Here is an 18,431-nt window from a genome sequence, read left to right as displayed (position 1 = left end):
CGTTATGGAAGATTTACTCAAAGAAAAGTTATGGTTTTACATTATCCACAACAATCCAGATTTGATGTTTACACTACAGGAAGATTATAGTGTATTGGATTATCTCAATGAGAAAATAAGTAGTGTAAAATCCATATTGGAGGATATGTTATCTGATGGTACACCTAAATACATCATCGAAGAAATCTGTCTCAATGTACTTACCGAAGATCTGAAACCTTCCCGGTTTTTATATATCCGCTCGTTGCTTTCAGATGAGTTTGAGAAAACCTATACCGCTTTTCAGGAATCAGGTATCCTGACATATGAGGTAATGAATCTTATGGAAAGCTGCAGGCCTGTTTTTGAAACTATTGGTTTTACTAAAGAAAATGAAGAAGATCCTAATTTAAGAAATGCCCTTATCGGTCAGATTGCTGACTATGTGAGTTGAGCTGTTTACAGCAGTGTGTAGTATGAAAAGGAGTAATTATGGCTTACAATCTATCCCAAAAATTAAGCGCCAATATCCAGGCGATTACCATTGCAATGCAATGGCAGCAAGGTGATGCTTTATCGGAAGAAGCGGTTGCAGCACTTAAAGGCTATGCCGGCTTTGGAGGTATCAAGGCTGTATTATATCCAAATGGTACTACCGAAGACTGGATAAAATCCGGAGCTACAAGAGAAGACCTGAAGCTGTATGCAGAAATGACAAGACTGCATGAATTATTGCAGGAACACTATTCTGAAAAAGATTATAATTCAGTTGTTTCTTCACTTCGCAATAGTGTCCTTACTGCATTTTATACGCCGGAAATTGTACCTAAAACTTTGTACACTGCTTTGGAAGAACAAGGTATTAATCCTAAAAGATTATACGAGCCATCAGCAGGATCAGGTATTTTTATCACTGAAGCAGACAGCGCATTTTCAAATTTGGAACAAATTACTGCTGTGGAAAAAGACCAATTAAGCGGACTAGTGCTTTCAGCATTAAACAGTACACTTTCAACCCAAAATACCACTCATGTAATAGGGCTCGAACAAGCGCCAACAAATGATAACGGTAGTTATGATCTTGTGGTCAGCAATATTCCTTTTGGTAATTTTTCTGTATATGACGAAGCCTATCCCGATAAAACTATTTCGGGGAAAATTCACAATTACTTCTTTGCAAAAGGACTGGACAAACTAGCTGATGGTGGTCTTATGGCTTATATTACAACAGACGGTTTTTTGAACAGTCCTTCTAATCAGAGCGTGCGAGAATATCTTTTTCAAAATGCGGATTTTGTGAGTATAGCAGTTATGCCTGATAACCTGATGAAGGAAACGGGAAATACCGATGCTCCTAATCATCTGCTTATTGTTCAGAAAAATGAGCATAAACAAACGCTGTCTGACAATGAAAATGAGCTGCTGCAAACCGTTGAACTGGAAAATGAATTTGGAAAATACAGTATTAATAAATATCTGCACAATAGAGAAGAGCTCCTAATTGGTAATGAAATACAAGCCGGTAAAAACCAATACGGACAGGCGCATCAAAGTGTGAGACAAAACGGTGCTATCAATTCTATTGGAAACTACCTTGGTGAAAATATTACCAAAGGATTAAAAGAAAACTTTAACCCCGAACGCTTTGAGAAGGCTCAAAAAACGGAGATAGTTCAGCCCGCTGAAGCAATCGGACAAAAATTCACTTATTTACCCATGCCAGAGAGTAAAGCAAGCGGTATTTCAGTCCAGCTTGGCTTGTTTGATACTGTGCCTGCAGAGAATATCAACCGTGCTATGGATTACATCAATCCTCTTGATGAAACTGTAGTGGATAAAAAAACAGCACGAATACTCAGTACCATACGCACAAATGATAATCCCTCACATGAAAATGTGGTGCTTATCACTGCTAAACAAATTAAGACCAATCGATACCTGTATAAATTATATTCCAATGTAAAAGAAATCGATGGCTTTTCAGCCAATTGGATGAATGGCGGATTACTGCCACATGAATTATTGGCTTTATCCAATACCCTTCAATACTATGATCACAAATATATTTATGAAGGAGATAAAACCCTTGAACCTGCTTTTAACCTTGAAAAACGACTCAATGAAGAAGTTGCTTCATTGAAATCTTTTTATACAGAAGGTACTCTTGTTAGAGTTGGAGAATCCGTTGGAATTATCAGTGATATCAATGAGCAGCAAAAACAGGCCTTTTTCCAGCCATTAGTATCACAAGGCAATCTAAAATTCTATGATTCCTATATTGCTATTCGGGATCATTATCTGGAATTGTTTGAGAAAGAGCAATCAGATAAAGCTGGCAGTGAACAGGTTCGGAAAAATCTAGACGAGCAGTATACCAAATTTGTTTCCAATTATGGTATTTTGAACGGTGCTGAGAATCGCAGGTTAATCATGCAGGATTCCGCTTTCGGTTTCACCATTCTTTCTTCATTGGAACGCAAAGAAGGCGAACGTTATGTGAAGTCTGATATTTTAATTGAGTCTGTAGTAAAACAGCAAGAACGCTATTATACAGACGATCCGATTGAAGCGCTGGCCCGAAGTCTGAATGAAAAAGGAGCTGTTGACTTAGGATTTATAACTGCTGCAACAGGACTTGAACAAAACGAGGTTATAGAACGTCTGAACCATCATATTTATTTGAATCCTACAGGTCAGAATTGGGAAACTTCAGACCTCTATTTAAGCGGCAATGTTGTAGAAAAGTTACAACAGGCTAAACAGGCTGTGCAGCTATACCCTGAAAACACACAATACTACAAAGGATTGCAGGCACTGGAAAAAGTACAACCGGAGCGTATCCCTTTTGAATTACTCGATTTCAATCTGGGCGAGCGATGGATTCCCAACCGATACTATGAAAGTTTTGCCGGAAAATTATTTGACCAGCCAACTGAAATTAATTATTTTCCATCTCTGGATACCTTTAAAGTAAGTACAGGTCACAATACAAAAATAGACAGAGAATTTTCGGTAACTCCCAAAAGCGGCAGAACCACTTATGGTTACACGATATTGGAGCATGCCCTCGAAAATACGGCTCCCTTTTTCACCTATGAAGTTGAGGGAGCCGGCGGAAAACCCATCCGACTGCCCGATAATGAAGCCATACAGCTTGCCCATCAAAAAATTGAAAACATCCGTAACGGCTTTATTGAGTGGCTGCAGGAGTTACCAGTAAATGAGAAAAACGAATTAGAAAGCCTTTATAACAATACGTTCAATTGTTATGTATTACGCGAGTATGACGGAAGCCATCTGAGCTTTCCGGGTTTGGATAAAAAAGAACTTGAAATTGATGACTTGTACAGCTCTCAAAAAAATGCGGCCTGGCGTATTATTCAAAACCGTGGCGCTTTAATCGATCATGAGGTTGGGCTTGGAAAAACATTAACCATGATTGTCGCTGCCAATGAAATGAAACGATTAGGGATTATTTATAAACCTGCAATACTGGCATTGAATGCCAATGTAAATCAAATTGCAGCAACCTATCGAAAGGCTTATCCCAATGCAAGAATATTGGCACCTGGTGAAAATGATTTTACTCCGGCCAAAAGAATGAGGCTCTTCCATGAGATTAAAAATAATAATTGGGACTGTATCATTTTAACGCACGATCAATTTGGTAAAATTCCGCAGTCACCGGAAATACAAAAAGAGATTTTACAAAATGAGCTGGATAACATAGAACGGGACCTTGATACGGCTAGAGATCTGGGAGGCGATATTTCCAAAAAAATATTAAAAGGTCTTGAAATACGAAAAAATAATCTGGACGGCAGACTAAAAACACTGCTCAAAGATATAGAAGATAAAAAGGACATCGGTATCAACTTTAAAGAAATGGGGATTGATCATTTGTTTGTAGATGAATCTCACAAATTCAAAAACCTGACTTTCACTACCCGTCATGACCGTGTTGCCGGAATTGGAAATATGCAGGGAAGCCAAAAAGCGCTTAACATGTTATTTGCGGTACGCACACTTCAGGAAAAATTCGATTCTGATCTGTGTGTGACCTTTCTTTCAGGTACTCCTATTTCAAACAGTCTGACAGAAATGTACCTTCTTTTCAAATACCTGCGACCTAAAGAAATGGAACGCCAGCATATTGAAAACTTTGATGGATGGGCAGCTGTTTTTGCCAGAAAAACAACTGATTTTGAATTTTCGGTCACCAATGAGATTATTGCAAAGGAGCGTTTTCGCCATTTTATTAAAGTTCCGGAACTGGCACTGTTTTATAATGAGATAACCGATTACAAAACAGCCAAACATATTGATCTGGACAAACCTGAAATTGAAGAGCGACTTATTAATGTCAGTCCGACACCGGAACAAACCGAGTTCATTACCCAACTCATGCAGTTTGCCAAAACAGGTAATGCGACACTTATCGGCAGGGCGCCTCTTACACAGCAGGAAGATAAAGGCAGGATGCTAATAGCTACTAATTACGCTAAAAAAATGGCTGCCGATATGAGGCTGATAAATGAAAGATATGATGATCATCCGAATAATAAGGTCAATACATGCGCCAGAAATGTGGCTGAAATTTATCAGGCTTCCATCGAGCATAAAGGCACCCAGATTGTTTTTTCGGATATCGGGACACCCAAGCCAGATGCCTTTAATATGTATGATGCCCTTAAAGAAAAATTGGTAAGGGATTTTAATATCCCTGCTCATGAGATTACCTATATACACGACTGGACCGATAAGAAGAAACCGGAGTTGTTTTCTAAAATGAATACAGGTGAGATACGTATTCTTCTGGGCAGTACAGAAAAAGCAGGTACCGGGCTTAATGTGCAAAAGCGTGTTGTGGCGATGCATCATATGGATATTCCCTGGAGACCATCAGATCTGGGACAACGCAATGGCCGAGGCAGCAGACAAGGGAACGAAGTTGCCAAACAGCATTATGGTAATAAAGTAAAGAACTTCATCTATGCCACAGAGCAATCCCTGGACAATTACAAATTCAACCTTTTGAAGAACAAACAGACTTTTATCAGTCAGATGAAAAACTGTGAACTTAATGTGAGGACTATTGATGAGGGAGCCATGGACGAGCAAAGTGGAATGAACTTTTCAGAATATATCGCAGTATTATCAGGTGATACTTCATTACTGGAAAAATCAAAATTGGAGAAAAAAGTAACGGTAATGGAAAGCCTTAAAAAAGCACATTACAAGGAAATTTCCAGAACTAAATATCAGGTTGAATACCTAATGGAGGAAAAGGGAATCACTACTAAAACTCTGGACAAACTAACTGCTGATTACAGTTTTTACAAAAACAATCTGAAGTATGAGCCTGATGGTTCCAAAGCCAATCCCATAGAGTTGTATGAATGCAAGACAGCAGATCCTGAAAGTATCGGCAAAGAAATTATCCTGCTCTATAAAAACTGGAAACCTCCCGAAGGAGAAAACCAGGCCAAACAAATTGGGAAGTTATATGATTTTGGACTCTATATAAAAAGAGAACGTGAAGCCTATCAAAATGATGGTTTGTACCAGTATCGTTACTCCAACAGCTTTTATGCACAACGTTTGGAAGATGGTATTAAATATACTTCCAATGGAGGAACTCCAAATGTGGACAATCCAAAATTGGCAGCACGTCATTTTCTAAATGCTATTGATAAGGTGGAACATCTCAGGTCTAAATACCAAAAGTCCCTGAATGATATTGAAAACCAACTGCCGGAATTACAAAAATTAACCACAAGAGTATTTAGTCAGGAAGATGAGCTTCAAAAAATGAAAAGCGATCTCTCTAGTCTGGAAAGGGAAATAGCCCTGAAAATTCAAGAGAACCAATTGAAAGAAGCCAATCCGCAAGAGGCTAGTCTCAGTCATGAAACAAAATTAACGGATACAGCTCCGGTAATTCAACTGCCAATAAAGAGCAGTGAAGAATCACAGCGTCTCACAGCTACAGAATGCAATACTGATAAATGGCAGGAGAGCTCTTTTTCGGAAATGAGACGCAGCAGCAGGATGAAATTTTAAAAGAAATACCATGTCAAACAGTGTGTATCAGATCAACAAAGGAATTAACCAGAGCATAGAGTTTAAAGGGCTAAAGGCACAATATATCTGGTATTTGGGTGGCGGCGTAATTGTGCTTATGATACTCTTTGCAATTATGTACATAGCCGGTTTGCCATCCATTATCTGTATCGGAATTATTGGTATTTCAGGAACATTGTGGGTTTTGAAAATATATAAAATGAGCCACCAATACGGCGAATATGGAATGATGAAAGCTTTAGCGAAACGACAGATTCCAAAAGCTGTGAAATCGCAAAGCAGAAAAATATTTATGATGAAGAAATAGAATTTGCTCAGCATTACCTGAGCGGTAAAAAAGAGAATGATGGAAAAGATGATAGATGATATTTTACCAATTATGGATGTAGAGCACGATTGCATCCTGTCCAAACAAGGCGATGTGACAGTAGTGTTTAAAGCAGAACTGCCCGAGATATTTACCTTGTCGGATCAGGAATACGAAGCATTTCATCAGGCGTGGCTTAAAGCGATAAAACTGCTTCCGAAATTTAGCGTATTCCATAAGCAGGACTGGTTTATAGACAGCAAGTTTGAACCCGATTTCACAAGCGAAGATTCGAGTTTTCTTACCCGAAGCAGTGAACGCTTTTTTAATGAACGTCCCTTTCTGGATCATTCCTGTTACATTTTCCTGACCAAAAAACCGGCAGGCAGAAAAACGTCAAGTTCCCTATTTTCAAATTTACTTAGAGCTTCTATTGTTCCTGAAGAAACATTAAAAGCACAATTGCGTCAGGAATTTATTGACAGTACTGGTCAATTCAGACGCATACTGGAAGACAGTGGTTTTGTCAAATTGACCCGCCTTGGTAATGATGAACTTAAAAGCCACAGCAGAAAAATTGGAATTATTGAACAATATTGTTTTTTGTCTGAAAAACAAAACTCATTTGTTTTTAAGGATATTGCTTTTGATGATGGCCTGCAGGTTGGTGACAAGCATTGCCAGATTTATACTTTAGGGGACGCAGCTGACCTGCCTGCCTTATGCGGTTCGAGGATTAATTATGACCGCTATTCCACAGATAAGACCAAATTCAGTATTGGATTTGCTTCGACTCTGGGGCAATTACTTTCCTGCAACCATATTTACAATCAATATATTTTCATAGAGGACTTCCAAAAAACGTTGCAAAAACTTGAAAGTAAAAGACTGCGATTACAATCCTTATCAGCCTACAGCAGGGAGAACCTTATTGCCCGTGATGCCACCAATGATTTTCTTAATGAGGCTATCAGCCAGCAAAGACTTCCTGTCAAAGCTCATTTTAATGTACTGATCTGGACGGACAATAAAGAAGAACTCAAAGATTTAAAAAACAAAGTTTCTTCCGCCTTAGCTCAGATGGATGCAGCTGCTAAACAGGAAACAGTGGGCGCAGCACAAATGTTTTGGGCAGGAATTCCTGGTAATTCCGCAGATTTCCCAATGAATGACACCTTTGATACGTTTACAGAACAGGCTACCTGTTTTTTGAATCTGGAAACAGGCTATCGTTCTTCCCTTAGTCCAACTGGAATTCGCTTAGGAGATCGTTTGACAGGAAAACCGGTTCATGTAGACATTAGTGACGAGCCAGTTAAGATGGGAATTTGTACCAATCGAAACAAATTTATACTGGGGCCTTCAGGAAGCGGAAAGTCCTTTTTTACCAACCATATGGTTAGAAGTTACTATGAGCAGGGAACCCATGTTGTACTTGTTGATGTTGGACACAGCTACAAGGGACTATGTGATATGGTTAAGGGCTACTACTTTACTTACGATGAAAAGAACCCAATTCGGTTTAATCCCTTTTATATCAGCGAAGGAGATTCTCTGGATACCGAGAAAAAAGAAAGTATCAAAACACTCTTATTGGCACTTTGGAAAAAAGACAATGAAACATTCAATAGAAGTGAATATGTAGCACTGTCCAACGCACTTCAATTGTATTATGAAAAGTTAGATAGCAATTCTGATTTGTTTCCCTGTTTTGACAGCTTTTATGAATTTCTGAAAAATGAGTTTGTATCCATACTAGAGGGTGACAAGGTAAAGGAAAAGGATTTTGATGTAAACAATTTTCTGTACGTACTGCGTCCTTACTACAAGGGAGGAGAATTTGATTACCTGCTCAACGCTACGGAGAATTTGGATCTGTTGAAAGAACGTTTTATTGTTTTTGAACTCGATAATATCAAAGACCATCCGATACTCTTTCCAGTGGTGACCATCATTATCATGGAAGTCTTTATCAGTAAAATGCGCAAGCTTAAAGGAGTCCGTAAAATGATCCTGATTGAAGAAGCCTGGAAAGCTATTGCCAAGGAAGGAATGGCAGAATATATTCGGTATTTATTCAAGACTGTTCGTAAATTCTTTGGGGAAGCCATTGTAGTGACTCAGGAAGTAGAAGATATTATATCCTCTCCGGTCGTTAAACAGGCTATTATCAATAACAGTGACTGCAAAATACTACTGGACCAAAGTAAGTACCAAAATAAGTTCGAACAGATTCAGGAACTGCTTGGGCTTACCGAAAAAGAAAAGGCACTCGTACTATCGGTAAACAAAGCCAATGATCCTGATAAGAAATACAAAGAAGTGTTTATCTCCCTTGGAGGTATGCAGTCTAAAGTATACCGCACCGAGGTATCCCTTGAGGAGTATTATGCCTACACAACTGAAGAAACTGAAAAAGTAAAAGTACAGGCGTATGCTAAGAAATTTGATGGAGACATCAGAAAAGGCATTGCGGCACTTGCTAATGACTTAAGAGCATAAAAAATATAAAAACTAAACAACAATACTTATGAAAACAAAAAAGAAAATCATGATTTGCCTGTTGTGCTTTTTACTGATCAGCACTCCGGCAAGACCGGCAACGGTTGCAGCAATACCGATTTTAGAAATTGTAAAAGCGGTTGCCAAAAAGGTAATTAAGGCTATTGACCTAAGGATCCAAAAACTGCAGAACAAAACGATCTGGCTGCAGAATGCGCAGAAAAAAATAGAAAATATCCTCTCCAAACTAAAGTTGGATGAGATTTCCGATTGGACTGAGAAACAAAAAGAACTCTATAAGAATTATTACGAGGAACTGGCAAAAGTTAAATCCATTATTACCTATTACCAGCGTATCAAAGATATCAGTGAAAAGCAGGTTCGTTTGGTAGATGAATACGAAAGAGCATGGAACCTGTTTCAAAAAGATGCTCATTTTAATTCCAGCGAACTCGATTATATGCAAAGTGTGTATTCCGGAATACTCGATGAAAGCCTGAAAAACATCGATCAGATTTTCCTTGTATTGGATTCTTTTACCACACAGATGAGTGATGCCAAAAGACTGGAGATTATAAATGCTGCTGCAGATCAGATTGATGCTAATTATGATGACCTGACGCTCTTCAACAGACAGAATATACTACTGAGCCTTCAAAGAGCCAAAACAGAGCATGATGTCAAATCCGTTAAACAATTTTACGGAATTCCGTAAACAAGTAATAAAATCATGAAAAAGATATTTTCACTCGTGCTTTTTACTGCACTGGCCACAGGGAATCTTCATGCACAGGCAAAACAGCAAAGGATGCTTTTAGAGCAAATAGCAGCCCTGCAAGTCTATATCGGATATGCTCAAAAAGGCTATTCGGCAGTCAAAAAAGGACTCAATACCATAGGAGATTTCAAACGTGGAGAATTTAATCTTCATACCGATTATCTGAATTCTCTTAAGACAGTCAATCCCAAAATAAAAAAGTATGCCAGGGTAACGGAGATTATAGGATTTCAGACAAAAATCATGAAAAGCTACAAGAGCTTATATCAGCAAATCCGGCAGGATGATTTGTTTCATGGAGATGAAGTCGATTATATCAGAAGGGTCTTTGAAAGGTTAATCAAAAATTGTGATACCAATCTGGATGAGCTTCTAACAATCGTTACGGACGGAAAGTTAGAGATGAAAGATGACGAGCGAATGAAACGCATCGATATGATTTACCAGAATATGCTGGATAACTATACTTTCTCTGAGAGCTTCAGTAATGAAACTAAAATCCTGGCTGTATCAAAAGCAACCGAATTGAAAGAAGCAAAAAACAGCCGTGTCGTAAACGGCATTAATACTGATTTGCCATGAAAAAATTATTGATTATAGGAATTGTGTTTACCGGATTGCTATTTCCATCCCAGATAACCGCTCAAAAACAGGAAATCCAGCAATTGATTTTGAACATAGAGAAGTTAGCCCAGTTCAAACAGATTTTAAAGGATATGAAAAAGGGCTATGAAATACTAAGTGGAGGATATAATACGGTAAAAGATTTGTCTGAAGGAAATTTCAACCTTCATGAAACATTTCTTGATGCGCTCATGCAGGTTAGCCCCACAGTTAAGAATTACAGGCGTATTGGTGACATTGTGAATTATCAGGTGCTCTTGGTAAAAGAATATAAGTCCGCTTTTAGCCGCTTTAGGGACAGTGAAAATTTCAATGCTGAAGAAATTGCCTATTTCGAAAGGGTGTACGATAATCTGTTTAAGCAAAGTCTTAGAAATCTTGATGAACTGACCTCTGTGATTACCGCAAATAAAATGCGAATGTCTGATGATGAAAGGCTGGCCGCTATTGACAAAATATATGCAGATATGCAGGACAAACTTTTGTTCCTGAGAAACTTCAACAATAATACAACTGTACTGGCTTTACAGCGTGCAAAAGAGCGCAATGATACCCGCGCAATGCGCAGTATTTATAAGTTAAACAACTAAATATCCAGTGTTATGATAAAGATAAATAAGCAAATAATAATTGTTCTTCCTGCAATGATATTGCCATTTACGATCCAGGCACAAGGAATTGCAGACGACATGAACGGCCTGCATAGTGTACTGGAACAATTGTATGATGAAATGATGCCTTTATGCAGTAATCTGATTGGGGTTGGACAAGGACTTGCCGGTTTTGCAGCTATGTGGTATATCGCCTCAAGAGTCTGGAGACATATTGCCAGTGCTGAACCCATCGACTTCTATCCACTCTTTCGTCCTTTTGTTATTGGATTTTGCATTATGATTTTTCCCTCTGTTCTCTATATGATTAATGGTGTTATGAAACCTACCGTTACAGCAACTGCTGCAATGGTGGAAGGATCGAACAAAGCGATTGAAAGGCTGCTTAAAGAAAAAGAAGAAGCACTCAAAGAAACAGATCCCTGGAAAATGTATGTTGGTTCGACAGGAAGCGGTGATCAGGATAAATGGTACCGCTATACACATGATGATGCAGATCCAAGTGGTCAGGGAATGCTGGATGGTATTGGAAATGATATCAAATTTGCTATGAGCAAGGCCTCTTATAATTTCCGCAATTCAGTAAAAGAATGGATGAGCGAGGTACTGCGTGTATTATTTGAATCTGCTTCCCTGTGCATCGACACACTTCGGACTTTTCAATTGGTGGTACTTTCTATTTTAGGTCCAATTGTTTTTGGTATTTCGGTCTTCGATGGTTTTCAACACACCCTGACCGTCTGGCTGGCACGTTACATCAATATCTATCTGTGGCTTCCCGTGGCTAACATATTTGGAAGCATCATCGGAAAAATTCAGGAAAATATGCTCAAAATTGATATTGCGCAAGCAGGAGAATATGGAGATACTTTCTTTAGTAGGACTGATGTTGCCTATTTAGTCTTTATGATTATTGGGATTATAGGCTATTTCACTGTGCCTTCTGTTGCTAATTACATTGTTCATGCCGGAGGTGGCGGTGCACTCGGACAAAAAGTAACCAGTATGTTTAGTAATTCAACAACTTCCCTTGTCAATACTACATCTCAAGGAACTACAATGGTAGCGGATGCTATGGGGAATGCTGCCGGGCGTATGTACCAAAGCATGTCTGATTCCGGTAATTCTGCGCCTTACTTCAAGGACAAGGACAATTATATGGCTGACAAATTAAAAGGTAAATCTTAACCCTAAATTCAAAGTTTATGTTTAGCAAAATGAAAAATATTGACACTGCCTTTCGACATATTCGCGGATTTACCATGCTGGTCATTATAGGGTGTATCCTTATTAGCTGCTTTTCATTTTATAAAAGTTTTTCGCTTGTATCTCAAATGCAAAATAAGGTTTATATACTGGCTAACGGAAAAGCACTGGAAGCCTATGCTTCGGACCGAAAAGACAACATTCCTGTAGAGGCAAGGGATCATGTAAAGACATTTCATAAGCTGTTTTTTACACTTGACCCTGATGATAAAGTCATTAAAAGCAATGTAACAAAGGCTCTTTATCTGGCGGATGACAGTGCAAAACGAGTCTATGATGATTTAAAGGAAAACGGTTACTACTCCGGTATCATATCAGGGAACGTCAGCCAGACGATACAGATTGACAGTGTGACTATTGACCTTAACAATTATCCATATGGATTCCGATGTTATGCTACTCAAAATATCATTCGTACTACCAGTATTGCGCATCGAAACCTTATTACGGAAGGCAACCTTCGTAACGTATCAAGAAGTGACAACAATCCGCATGGCTTTTTAATCGAGCGTTGGAATACTATTGAGAATCGGGACATAAGTACCGAAAATCGAAAATAATAAACTACTAATTATGAAAGTCACTTTTAAAAGAAAGAACAATACTGTTACAGGTACTAAAGATAGTATTTGGCAGAAATTTGAACAGGCCAATCTTCGATTGCAAAATAAGTGTGCACAATGGCTAGAGCGTAAAACAGCTCATTTTTCAAGACTCAATTGGATTGTGGTTCTATTCACTTTTATAGTGTTTACAGGAGGTTGTAGTAGTTATCTGATTGTAACAAGCTTTTCTGGAAATACAACTAAAAAAATAACTGTAATTCCAATTACTAAACCGACGAGTTCGGTTTCCTTAAAAGAAAAGCCCACTGAGTTCGATACAAGTATTAGTAAAGTCGAATTGGAAAAAATTACAAGTTTTAGGAAATATATGGATAGTCTGGGGCGCAGTCCCACAGGAAAAAAAATGCATGACAGTATTGTGTTAAACCGTCCGGGACTTTTGGACAGTTTAACAATAATAGAAAATTATTATTACGCACATCTTAAAAAATAATATCATGGAACAAAAAGCAAAATCACTAAAAGTACTAAAGCAGCGTAAGATGTTCTTGGTACTGCCAATATTGGCTCTGCCTTTTATAACTGCCATTTTTTGGGCATTGGGCGGCGGAAAAATGGATGCTGCCAATTCAACAGCACCACAGCAAAAAGGTTTTAATCTAAAACTTCCCAATGCGAACCTTAAAGAAGGGCTTTTACTGGATAAAATGAATTACTACGATATGGCAGCGCTTGATTCAGCAAAGCTTAATGAACTTATCAAAAAAGACCCTAATTATTTAAGCCAGTCATTTCAGATTGATTCAACCGAAGACAGCAGTGCTGTTACTCATAGAAAAGAAAGACATGGTTTAAATAAATCCGTTTATCGCGATCCAAACGAAGAAAAAGTACATCAAAAATTGGAAGCATTGCAAAAAGCAATCAATTCTCCGGTATCAGTTCCGGTGCAAAACCCAGATTATGATCAATATACAAAATCAAGTAAAACCTCAATGCAGTCCAATGATGTAGACAGGCTGGAACAAATGATGCAATCCATGAATGGAGAGCAGGAAAGTCAGGATCCGGAACTACAGCAACTCGGTGGAATGCTGGAGAGTATTTTGGATATCCAACATCCAAACAGGGTACAGGAAAAATTAAAAAAAGCTTCCGAGGCTCAGCGTGGACAAGTCTTTACTATTTCCACCAAGGAGTATGAAGATCCTGTTTCTTCTTTACAAAACAAAACATTGAACAGTTCTGAGTACAAACAGAATGGTTTTTACTCTTTAGACGAACTCGAAAATGATGATTTAATGCAGAATGCCGTAGAAGCCATTATTCATGAAACACAAACAATTGTAAATGGCTCCACAGTTAAGTTTCGACTCATGAACGACATATTTATAAATGGCATTAAAGTTCCAAAAGACAATTTTTTGTTTGGAGCAGCTTCCTTAAAAGGAGAACGATTAACTATTAACATTACTAGTATCAGATACAACAGCTCCCTATTCCCAGTGGATTTGTCTGTTTATGATATGGATGGACTTGTCGGTATATACATTCCGGGAGCCATTAATCGTGATGTTGCCAAAGCCTCGGCTGATCGCTCCATGCAAACTTTAGGAGTTGCATCTCTTGACGATTCCTGGGGAGCTCAAGCAGCCGGAGCAGGAATTGAAGCCGCTAAAAGTCTGCTAAGCAAAAAAGTAAAACTGGTTAAAGTAGTTGTAAAAGCAGGGTATAAAGTACTGCTGCATGATGAAAAACAGAAACAAAAAGATTCCAATTAAAAACTAAAAATGATACAGATGAAAAATTTTAAACTATTGGTGATGGGCCATTTATTATTTATGACCATCGGTGTATTGGCACAGCAAACAGGTAAAAACCATTTATCCAAAATAGAATCGGACTCCTTAATGATAGCCTATTCAAAAACGACCAATATTGTATTTCCTTTTGCCATAAAAAGTGTCGACAAAGGAAGTACCGATATATTGGTACAAAAAGCAAAAGGTCTTGAAAATATCCTTCAGGTTAAGGCTGCCCAAAAAGGATTTTTTCAGACCAATCTTACGGTAGTCACAGCAGATGGGAAACTCTATTCTTTCGTATTGGATTATAATGAAGATTTCCCGCAGCTGAATCTTACACTGAATAAAACTAAACCTTATGGACAGGAAATTTATTTTTCAGATGAAATTACTAATGATCAGGATATTGAGCAATATTCAAAGTTAGCGTTATACGACAAAAAAAAGCTACGAGGTCAAAAGGAAAATAAATACGATATTGACTTTAGGCTCAACGGAATTTTTATTCGTAATGAAGTAATGTATTACAGGATAAAAGTAACCAACCATTCTAAAATCAATTATGAAATCGATCAGCTTCGTTTTTTTATTCGTGATACAAAAAAAGTAAAACGTACCGCTTCTCAGGAAATTGAAATTACGCCCATTTATATACTGAATGATATTGATAAAATTGAAGCTGAAGCAGAAAATATCTTTGTGTTTGCGCTGCCAAAATTTACAATTCCGGAAAAAAAATATTTAGCCATACAGCTAATGGAGAAAAATGGCGGCAGACATTTAGAAGAACATGTCAAGAATACAAAACTGGTACAGGTGACTGTACTTCCCAAACTATAAACTATTTAATAATTAAAAAATTGAAATCATGAACGAGAAAAATTTTGAATACTTAAGAGATCAGATTAAGTATACCGGTTTCGGTGAAGCACTGGACTCTCAATTAAAAGAAAAAATGCAGAAGGAAGAGCCTAATTTTACTTTGACGCATAATGCGCAATATGGTAATGATATTGCCGCAGCTACATTAAATTTCAATAAGTCAAAAGAAAGTGATCTGTATTTCTTTAATTCTTATAAAGTGGAACTGCAAAAAGAGAATTCCAAAGAAAATTTGGAGCAAACCTTTTATATCAATAAAGGCAGCAACATAACCATGAAAGAGGCTTACAATCTTATGGAAGGCAGGTCGGTAAATAAAGATCTCACTAGTAAAGAGGGGGAAGTTTATAATTCTTGGGTTCAAATGGACTTCAAACAATCCGAATCTAATGGAAACTTTAAACTAAACCATTACCACCAAAATTACGGTTATGATTTAGAAGCAGCACTCTCCAAACATCCGATTAAAGAACTGGAAACCCCAAAATACAAAGAAGACTTGATAAATTCTTTGAAAAAAGGAAATCTTCAGAGTGCTACTTTTTTAAAAGAAGGCAATGAGATCAAGCAGTATATTGAAGCCAGCCCGCAATTCAAAACAATTAATATCTATGATAATAATATGAAAAGGATTGACAATCGTAAAGCTCAGGAAGAAAAGCAATCCGAAACTCAGCAAACTTCCGAAAAACAGGGCAGTAAAAAGCAAAACCAAACAGCCGATGATGATGGACCAGAAGTGCCAAAGGAAGCTAAGAAGAAAAAGAAAAGTCAATCCATGTAATCAGTAATGATGAACGAACAACTTCCCATAAACAGAGTAGAGATGGAATTGAACCAGTGGCGCTCCAGGGAAGAGCGTTTTAGTAAACTGTTTAATTTTAGTCTTTCCAATAATAGGTCACTGATCAAAGAAAAGCTGTATCATTACGAGCGAATTGGAACAAAGTATAAGGGCAGCAAAAATATTGAGGAACGTTTTGCTTTGCAGATGCTCAAGCAGGAAAAGGACAAGATTCTAAAACAGCTTTATCCTAATGTATTAGTTCGTCTTGTTCGTAAACTTCTCGTTGCGCCACTCATAGATCAAATTGCGGTACAAAAGAATGCCAAAGAAGAGGAAAAAAACAACCAAGCGCTGCACGAACAGGTGCAGCGTATTGGTTTTAGAGATTTATCCTCTAAAATTGATCAGCAAATCAAACAAGGTCATGAGCAGTTCACTATTCCGGTTTCCTATTACGTCAACGAAAAAGAACGACTGGATCATGAGTTGTCTTTTGTTAAAGGTGAAAGAGAACAATATCAATTTGAGGGTTATAAAACTAGTCTGCATAATGAGTTAAAACCGGAAGGAAATAGGAATCAGTACTTCAAAGTGGAAAAGGAAAATTCTGTTGACACAACACAGGCTTATAATTTGTTAGCAGGGCGAGCGGTTCAAAAGGAAAAAACTTGGATACAATTGAATCTTAACGACAAAGATGCTAGTGGAAATCATAGAATCAAAGAATTTCATTCCGGATACGGTTATGATCTTGTAAAAGCCGTACAACAACTTCCTTTAAAGGAATTATCAAATAAAACCGAAGCCGATAAATTAAAGAATGATTTAAAACAAGGAAATCGGCTGCCTGTAACCTTGATTAAAAATGGAAATGAATATCGATTTTATATTGAAGCAAATCCTCAGTTTAAATCGGTAAACATTTATGATGAGCATTCCAGAAAAATTACGCTATCAACAGCATTGGGTAATAAAACAATGGAAACTGTAAAACAAATACAAAAAACGAATGAGAGCCAGCAGGTGAAACATTCGAAACAGAATGGCATGCGTATAAGCTGAGAAACTGAAATATGAAAACACTAAAACCTTTATCTGATTTTTTTACGGCAATAGAAAAAGATTACCGTATTAGTATCACTCATATTGGTATATATGCTGCATTGCTTCAATTTCGGGTAGAAAGAGGTTTTGTTAATCCTATTGAGGTCTATAGATATGAAATTATGAAGTTAGCGAAGATAACAGGGCCTGTTACCTATCATAAATGTATGCGTGAACTAAATGAGTATGGTTACATTAATTATCTGCCAAAACGCAATAGAAACCAGAGAAGTACGATTTATTTCAATTCTTAGCAGTAATGCTACAGAAATAAAATTGCAAAAAAGAGTATAGTATGAAAAAGTTAACTTTTGAAGAACTTCCTGATGCAGTTGAAAAACTGTATGAGAAGATGAAAGAAATAGAAAGATTTTTTGAATATAATAAAACTAATCTTAAAAAAAAGAACTTACCTCTGTATAACTTAACCAAAGAAAAATGCAGTACTTATTTAAGCAAGAGTGATTTGGCCCAGCTTTTTTATATTCTTATGGATGAGAAAATTTTCTTTTTTGATGATCACAATCAAAAGTCGAATAGAAGTAAAGTCCAGCTTTTTGTAGAAGAAAATTTTACTTATAAAGGAGATTCCGGAAATCAAACTACTATTGATACAATAAGCAAGCAGTTTTCTGAGTCAAAGGGATTTACTTATAAAGACAAACAGATAAAATTTCTTGAGAGTATTATCAATACACTTGAAAAGCGGAAACACAAACTGATTGGCTGGTAATCTTTGTTATTTAAAATACGATACTAAAAATTAACGATTATGTCTAAAGAAGGTAATAAAACAAAAATTTCTTACATAACAGCAATCAAACAATTGCTAGATCCTTTGTATGTAAGACTAGAAAAAATAGATTCTAAGATAAAAGGGAGCAATACAAAAGACAGCCTAAGATATTACAGAAATGAAGATCTAAAGAAAATATTTGGATTGTCAAATAATACCATCATAAAATACCGTCAAACCGGGATACTTCCTTATACTAAGCTAGGCGATATTTACTTATACGAATCAAATAAAATAGAAAAAATACTTAGCGAAAATCAGACGTAATCTTATTTTTTGAGAGCCGAAATTAACCGCTAATGTAATAAAAGGCAGAAGGATTCTAATTGCGAATTCTTCT

17 protein-coding genes are annotated in these 18,431 nt (G+C 37.2%); all 17 read left to right on the top strand.

Going from position 1 to position 18,431, the window contains the following annotated elements; genetic code table 11:
- Positions 1-4: 4 nt before the first annotated feature.
- From B0A81_RS03960 to B0A81_RS03880, 17 genes are read left to right on the top strand one after another with little or no spacing between them, the layout of a single operon-like run.
- Positions 5-433, top strand: a complete 429-nt coding sequence (locus tag B0A81_RS03960) for a DUF1896 family protein (protein WP_089056810.1) — start codon at positions 5-7, stop codon at positions 431-433.
- A 38-nt stretch (positions 434-471) separates the two neighbouring features.
- Entirely contained in the window at positions 472-6,042 is a 5,571-nt protein-coding gene (locus B0A81_RS03955) for an Eco57I restriction-modification methylase domain-containing protein (RefSeq protein ID WP_089056809.1), read from the top strand.
- A gap of 10 nt (positions 6,043-6,052) precedes the next feature.
- Positions 6,053-6,370 (top strand): DUF4133 domain-containing protein, encoded by a 318-nt coding sequence (locus tag B0A81_RS03950; protein ID WP_089056808.1) that lies wholly within the window; start codon positions 6,053-6,055, stop codon positions 6,368-6,370.
- Positions 6,371-6,409: 39 nt separating this feature from the next.
- Positions 6,410-8,872 carry a TraG family conjugative transposon ATPase gene (locus B0A81_RS03945; protein ID WP_089056906.1) on the top strand — a complete coding sequence of 821 codons (2,463 nt, stop codon included), beginning with the start codon at positions 6,410-6,412 and terminating at the stop codon, positions 8,870-8,872.
- 28 nt (positions 8,873-8,900) lie between these two features.
- A complete protein-coding gene (locus tag B0A81_RS03940; protein WP_089056807.1) occupies positions 8,901-9,587 on the top strand; it encodes a conjugal transfer protein TraI in 687 nt (228 codons plus the stop codon).
- Positions 9,588-9,602: 15 nt separating this feature from the next.
- Positions 9,603-10,232, top strand: a complete 630-nt coding sequence (locus tag B0A81_RS03935) for a hypothetical protein (protein ID WP_089056806.1) — start codon at positions 9,603-9,605, stop codon at positions 10,230-10,232.
- On the top strand, positions 10,229-10,864 hold the full coding sequence (locus B0A81_RS03930) for a hypothetical protein (protein ID WP_089056805.1): 636 nt from the start codon (positions 10,229-10,231) through the stop codon (positions 10,862-10,864). The genes B0A81_RS03935 and B0A81_RS03930 overlap by 4 nt, the downstream gene beginning before the upstream one ends.
- A gap of 12 nt (positions 10,865-10,876) precedes the next feature.
- Positions 10,877-12,073 (top strand): conjugative transposon protein TraJ, encoded by a 1,197-nt coding sequence (gene traJ / locus B0A81_RS03925; protein WP_089056804.1) that lies wholly within the window; start codon positions 10,877-10,879, stop codon positions 12,071-12,073.
- Positions 12,074-12,102: 29 nt separating this feature from the next.
- Complete coding sequence (gene traK / locus B0A81_RS03920) at positions 12,103-12,711, top strand: conjugative transposon protein TraK (protein WP_244281262.1); 609 nt, start codon at positions 12,103-12,105, stop codon at positions 12,709-12,711.
- 13 nt (positions 12,712-12,724) lie between these two features.
- A complete protein-coding gene (locus tag B0A81_RS03915) occupies positions 12,725-13,210 on the top strand; it encodes a hypothetical protein (protein WP_089056802.1) in 486 nt (161 codons plus the stop codon).
- Between the two features lie 49 nt (positions 13,211-13,259).
- The gene (gene traM, locus B0A81_RS03910) at positions 13,260-14,498 is read left to right on the top strand and encodes a conjugative transposon protein TraM (RefSeq protein ID WP_317044400.1); all 1,239 of its coding nucleotides are present in this window, start codon (positions 13,260-13,262) and stop codon (positions 14,496-14,498) included.
- An 18-nt stretch (positions 14,499-14,516) separates the two neighbouring features.
- Positions 14,517-15,362, top strand: coding sequence for a conjugative transposon protein TraN (gene traN / locus B0A81_RS03905; protein ID WP_089056800.1), 846 nt, complete (start codon positions 14,517-14,519; stop codon positions 15,360-15,362).
- Positions 15,363-15,390: 28 nt separating this feature from the next.
- Positions 15,391-16,188, top strand: a complete 798-nt coding sequence (locus tag B0A81_RS03900; protein ID WP_089056799.1) for a hypothetical protein — start codon at positions 15,391-15,393, stop codon at positions 16,186-16,188.
- 6 nt (positions 16,189-16,194) lie between these two features.
- Positions 16,195-17,253 carry a hypothetical protein gene (locus tag B0A81_RS03895; protein WP_089056798.1) on the top strand — a complete coding sequence of 353 codons (1,059 nt, stop codon included), beginning with the start codon at positions 16,195-16,197 and terminating at the stop codon, positions 17,251-17,253.
- Positions 17,254-17,264: 11 nt separating this feature from the next.
- Entirely contained in the window at positions 17,265-17,549 is a 285-nt protein-coding gene (locus B0A81_RS03890) for a hypothetical protein (RefSeq protein WP_089056797.1), read from the top strand.
- A 41-nt stretch (positions 17,550-17,590) separates the two neighbouring features.
- Positions 17,591-18,028, top strand: a complete 438-nt coding sequence (locus tag B0A81_RS03885) for a hypothetical protein (protein WP_089056796.1) — start codon at positions 17,591-17,593, stop codon at positions 18,026-18,028.
- A gap of 39 nt (positions 18,029-18,067) precedes the next feature.
- Complete coding sequence (locus B0A81_RS03880) at positions 18,068-18,358, top strand: helix-turn-helix domain-containing protein (protein ID WP_089056795.1); 291 nt, start codon at positions 18,068-18,070, stop codon at positions 18,356-18,358.
- The last annotated feature ends 73 nt before the right edge of the window (positions 18,359-18,431 follow it).

Source organism: Flavobacterium plurextorum (assembly GCF_002217395.1).
Classification (GTDB): domain Bacteria; phylum Bacteroidota; class Bacteroidia; order Flavobacteriales; family Flavobacteriaceae; genus Flavobacterium; species Flavobacterium plurextorum.
This window is presented reverse-complemented; position numbering and strand designations above follow the sequence as displayed.

Excerpts from the sequence above, each read along its gene's own strand:
- traM (WP_317044400.1), top strand. The coding sequence starts at position 13,260 with ATGTTCTTGGTACTGCCAATATTGGCTCTGCCTTTTATAACTGCCATT.
- traK (WP_244281262.1), top strand. The coding sequence starts at position 12,103 with ATGAAAAATATTGACACTGCCTTTCGACATATTCGCGGATTTACCATG.
- B0A81_RS03940 (WP_089056807.1), top strand. The coding sequence starts at position 8,901 with ATGAAAACAAAAAAGAAAATCATGATTTGCCTGTTGTGCTTTTTACTG.
- B0A81_RS03885 (WP_089056796.1), top strand. The coding sequence starts at position 17,591 with ATGAAAAAGTTAACTTTTGAAGAACTTCCTGATGCAGTTGAAAAACTG.
- B0A81_RS03950 (WP_089056808.1), top strand. The coding sequence starts at position 6,053 with ATGTCAAACAGTGTGTATCAGATCAACAAAGGAATTAACCAGAGCATA.
- B0A81_RS03930 (WP_089056805.1), top strand. The coding sequence starts at position 10,229 with ATGAAAAAATTATTGATTATAGGAATTGTGTTTACCGGATTGCTATTT.
- B0A81_RS03935 (WP_089056806.1), top strand. The coding sequence starts at position 9,603 with ATGAAAAAGATATTTTCACTCGTGCTTTTTACTGCACTGGCCACAGGG.
- B0A81_RS03900 (WP_089056799.1), top strand. The coding sequence starts at position 15,391 with ATGAACGAGAAAAATTTTGAATACTTAAGAGATCAGATTAAGTATACC.
- B0A81_RS03895 (WP_089056798.1), top strand. The coding sequence starts at position 16,195 with ATGATGAACGAACAACTTCCCATAAACAGAGTAGAGATGGAATTGAAC.
- B0A81_RS03955 (WP_089056809.1), top strand. The coding sequence starts at position 472 with ATGGCTTACAATCTATCCCAAAAATTAAGCGCCAATATCCAGGCGATT.
- B0A81_RS03915 (WP_089056802.1), top strand. The coding sequence starts at position 12,725 with ATGAAAGTCACTTTTAAAAGAAAGAACAATACTGTTACAGGTACTAAA.
- B0A81_RS03945 (WP_089056906.1), top strand. The coding sequence starts at position 6,410 with ATGGAAAAGATGATAGATGATATTTTACCAATTATGGATGTAGAGCAC.
- traN (WP_089056800.1), top strand. The coding sequence starts at position 14,517 with ATGAAAAATTTTAAACTATTGGTGATGGGCCATTTATTATTTATGACC.
- B0A81_RS03880 (WP_089056795.1), top strand. The coding sequence starts at position 18,068 with ATGTCTAAAGAAGGTAATAAAACAAAAATTTCTTACATAACAGCAATC.
- B0A81_RS03960 (WP_089056810.1), top strand. The coding sequence starts at position 5 with ATGGAAGATTTACTCAAAGAAAAGTTATGGTTTTACATTATCCACAAC.
- traJ (WP_089056804.1), top strand. The coding sequence starts at position 10,877 with ATGATAAAGATAAATAAGCAAATAATAATTGTTCTTCCTGCAATGATA.
- B0A81_RS03890 (WP_089056797.1), top strand. The coding sequence starts at position 17,265 with ATGAAAACACTAAAACCTTTATCTGATTTTTTTACGGCAATAGAAAAA.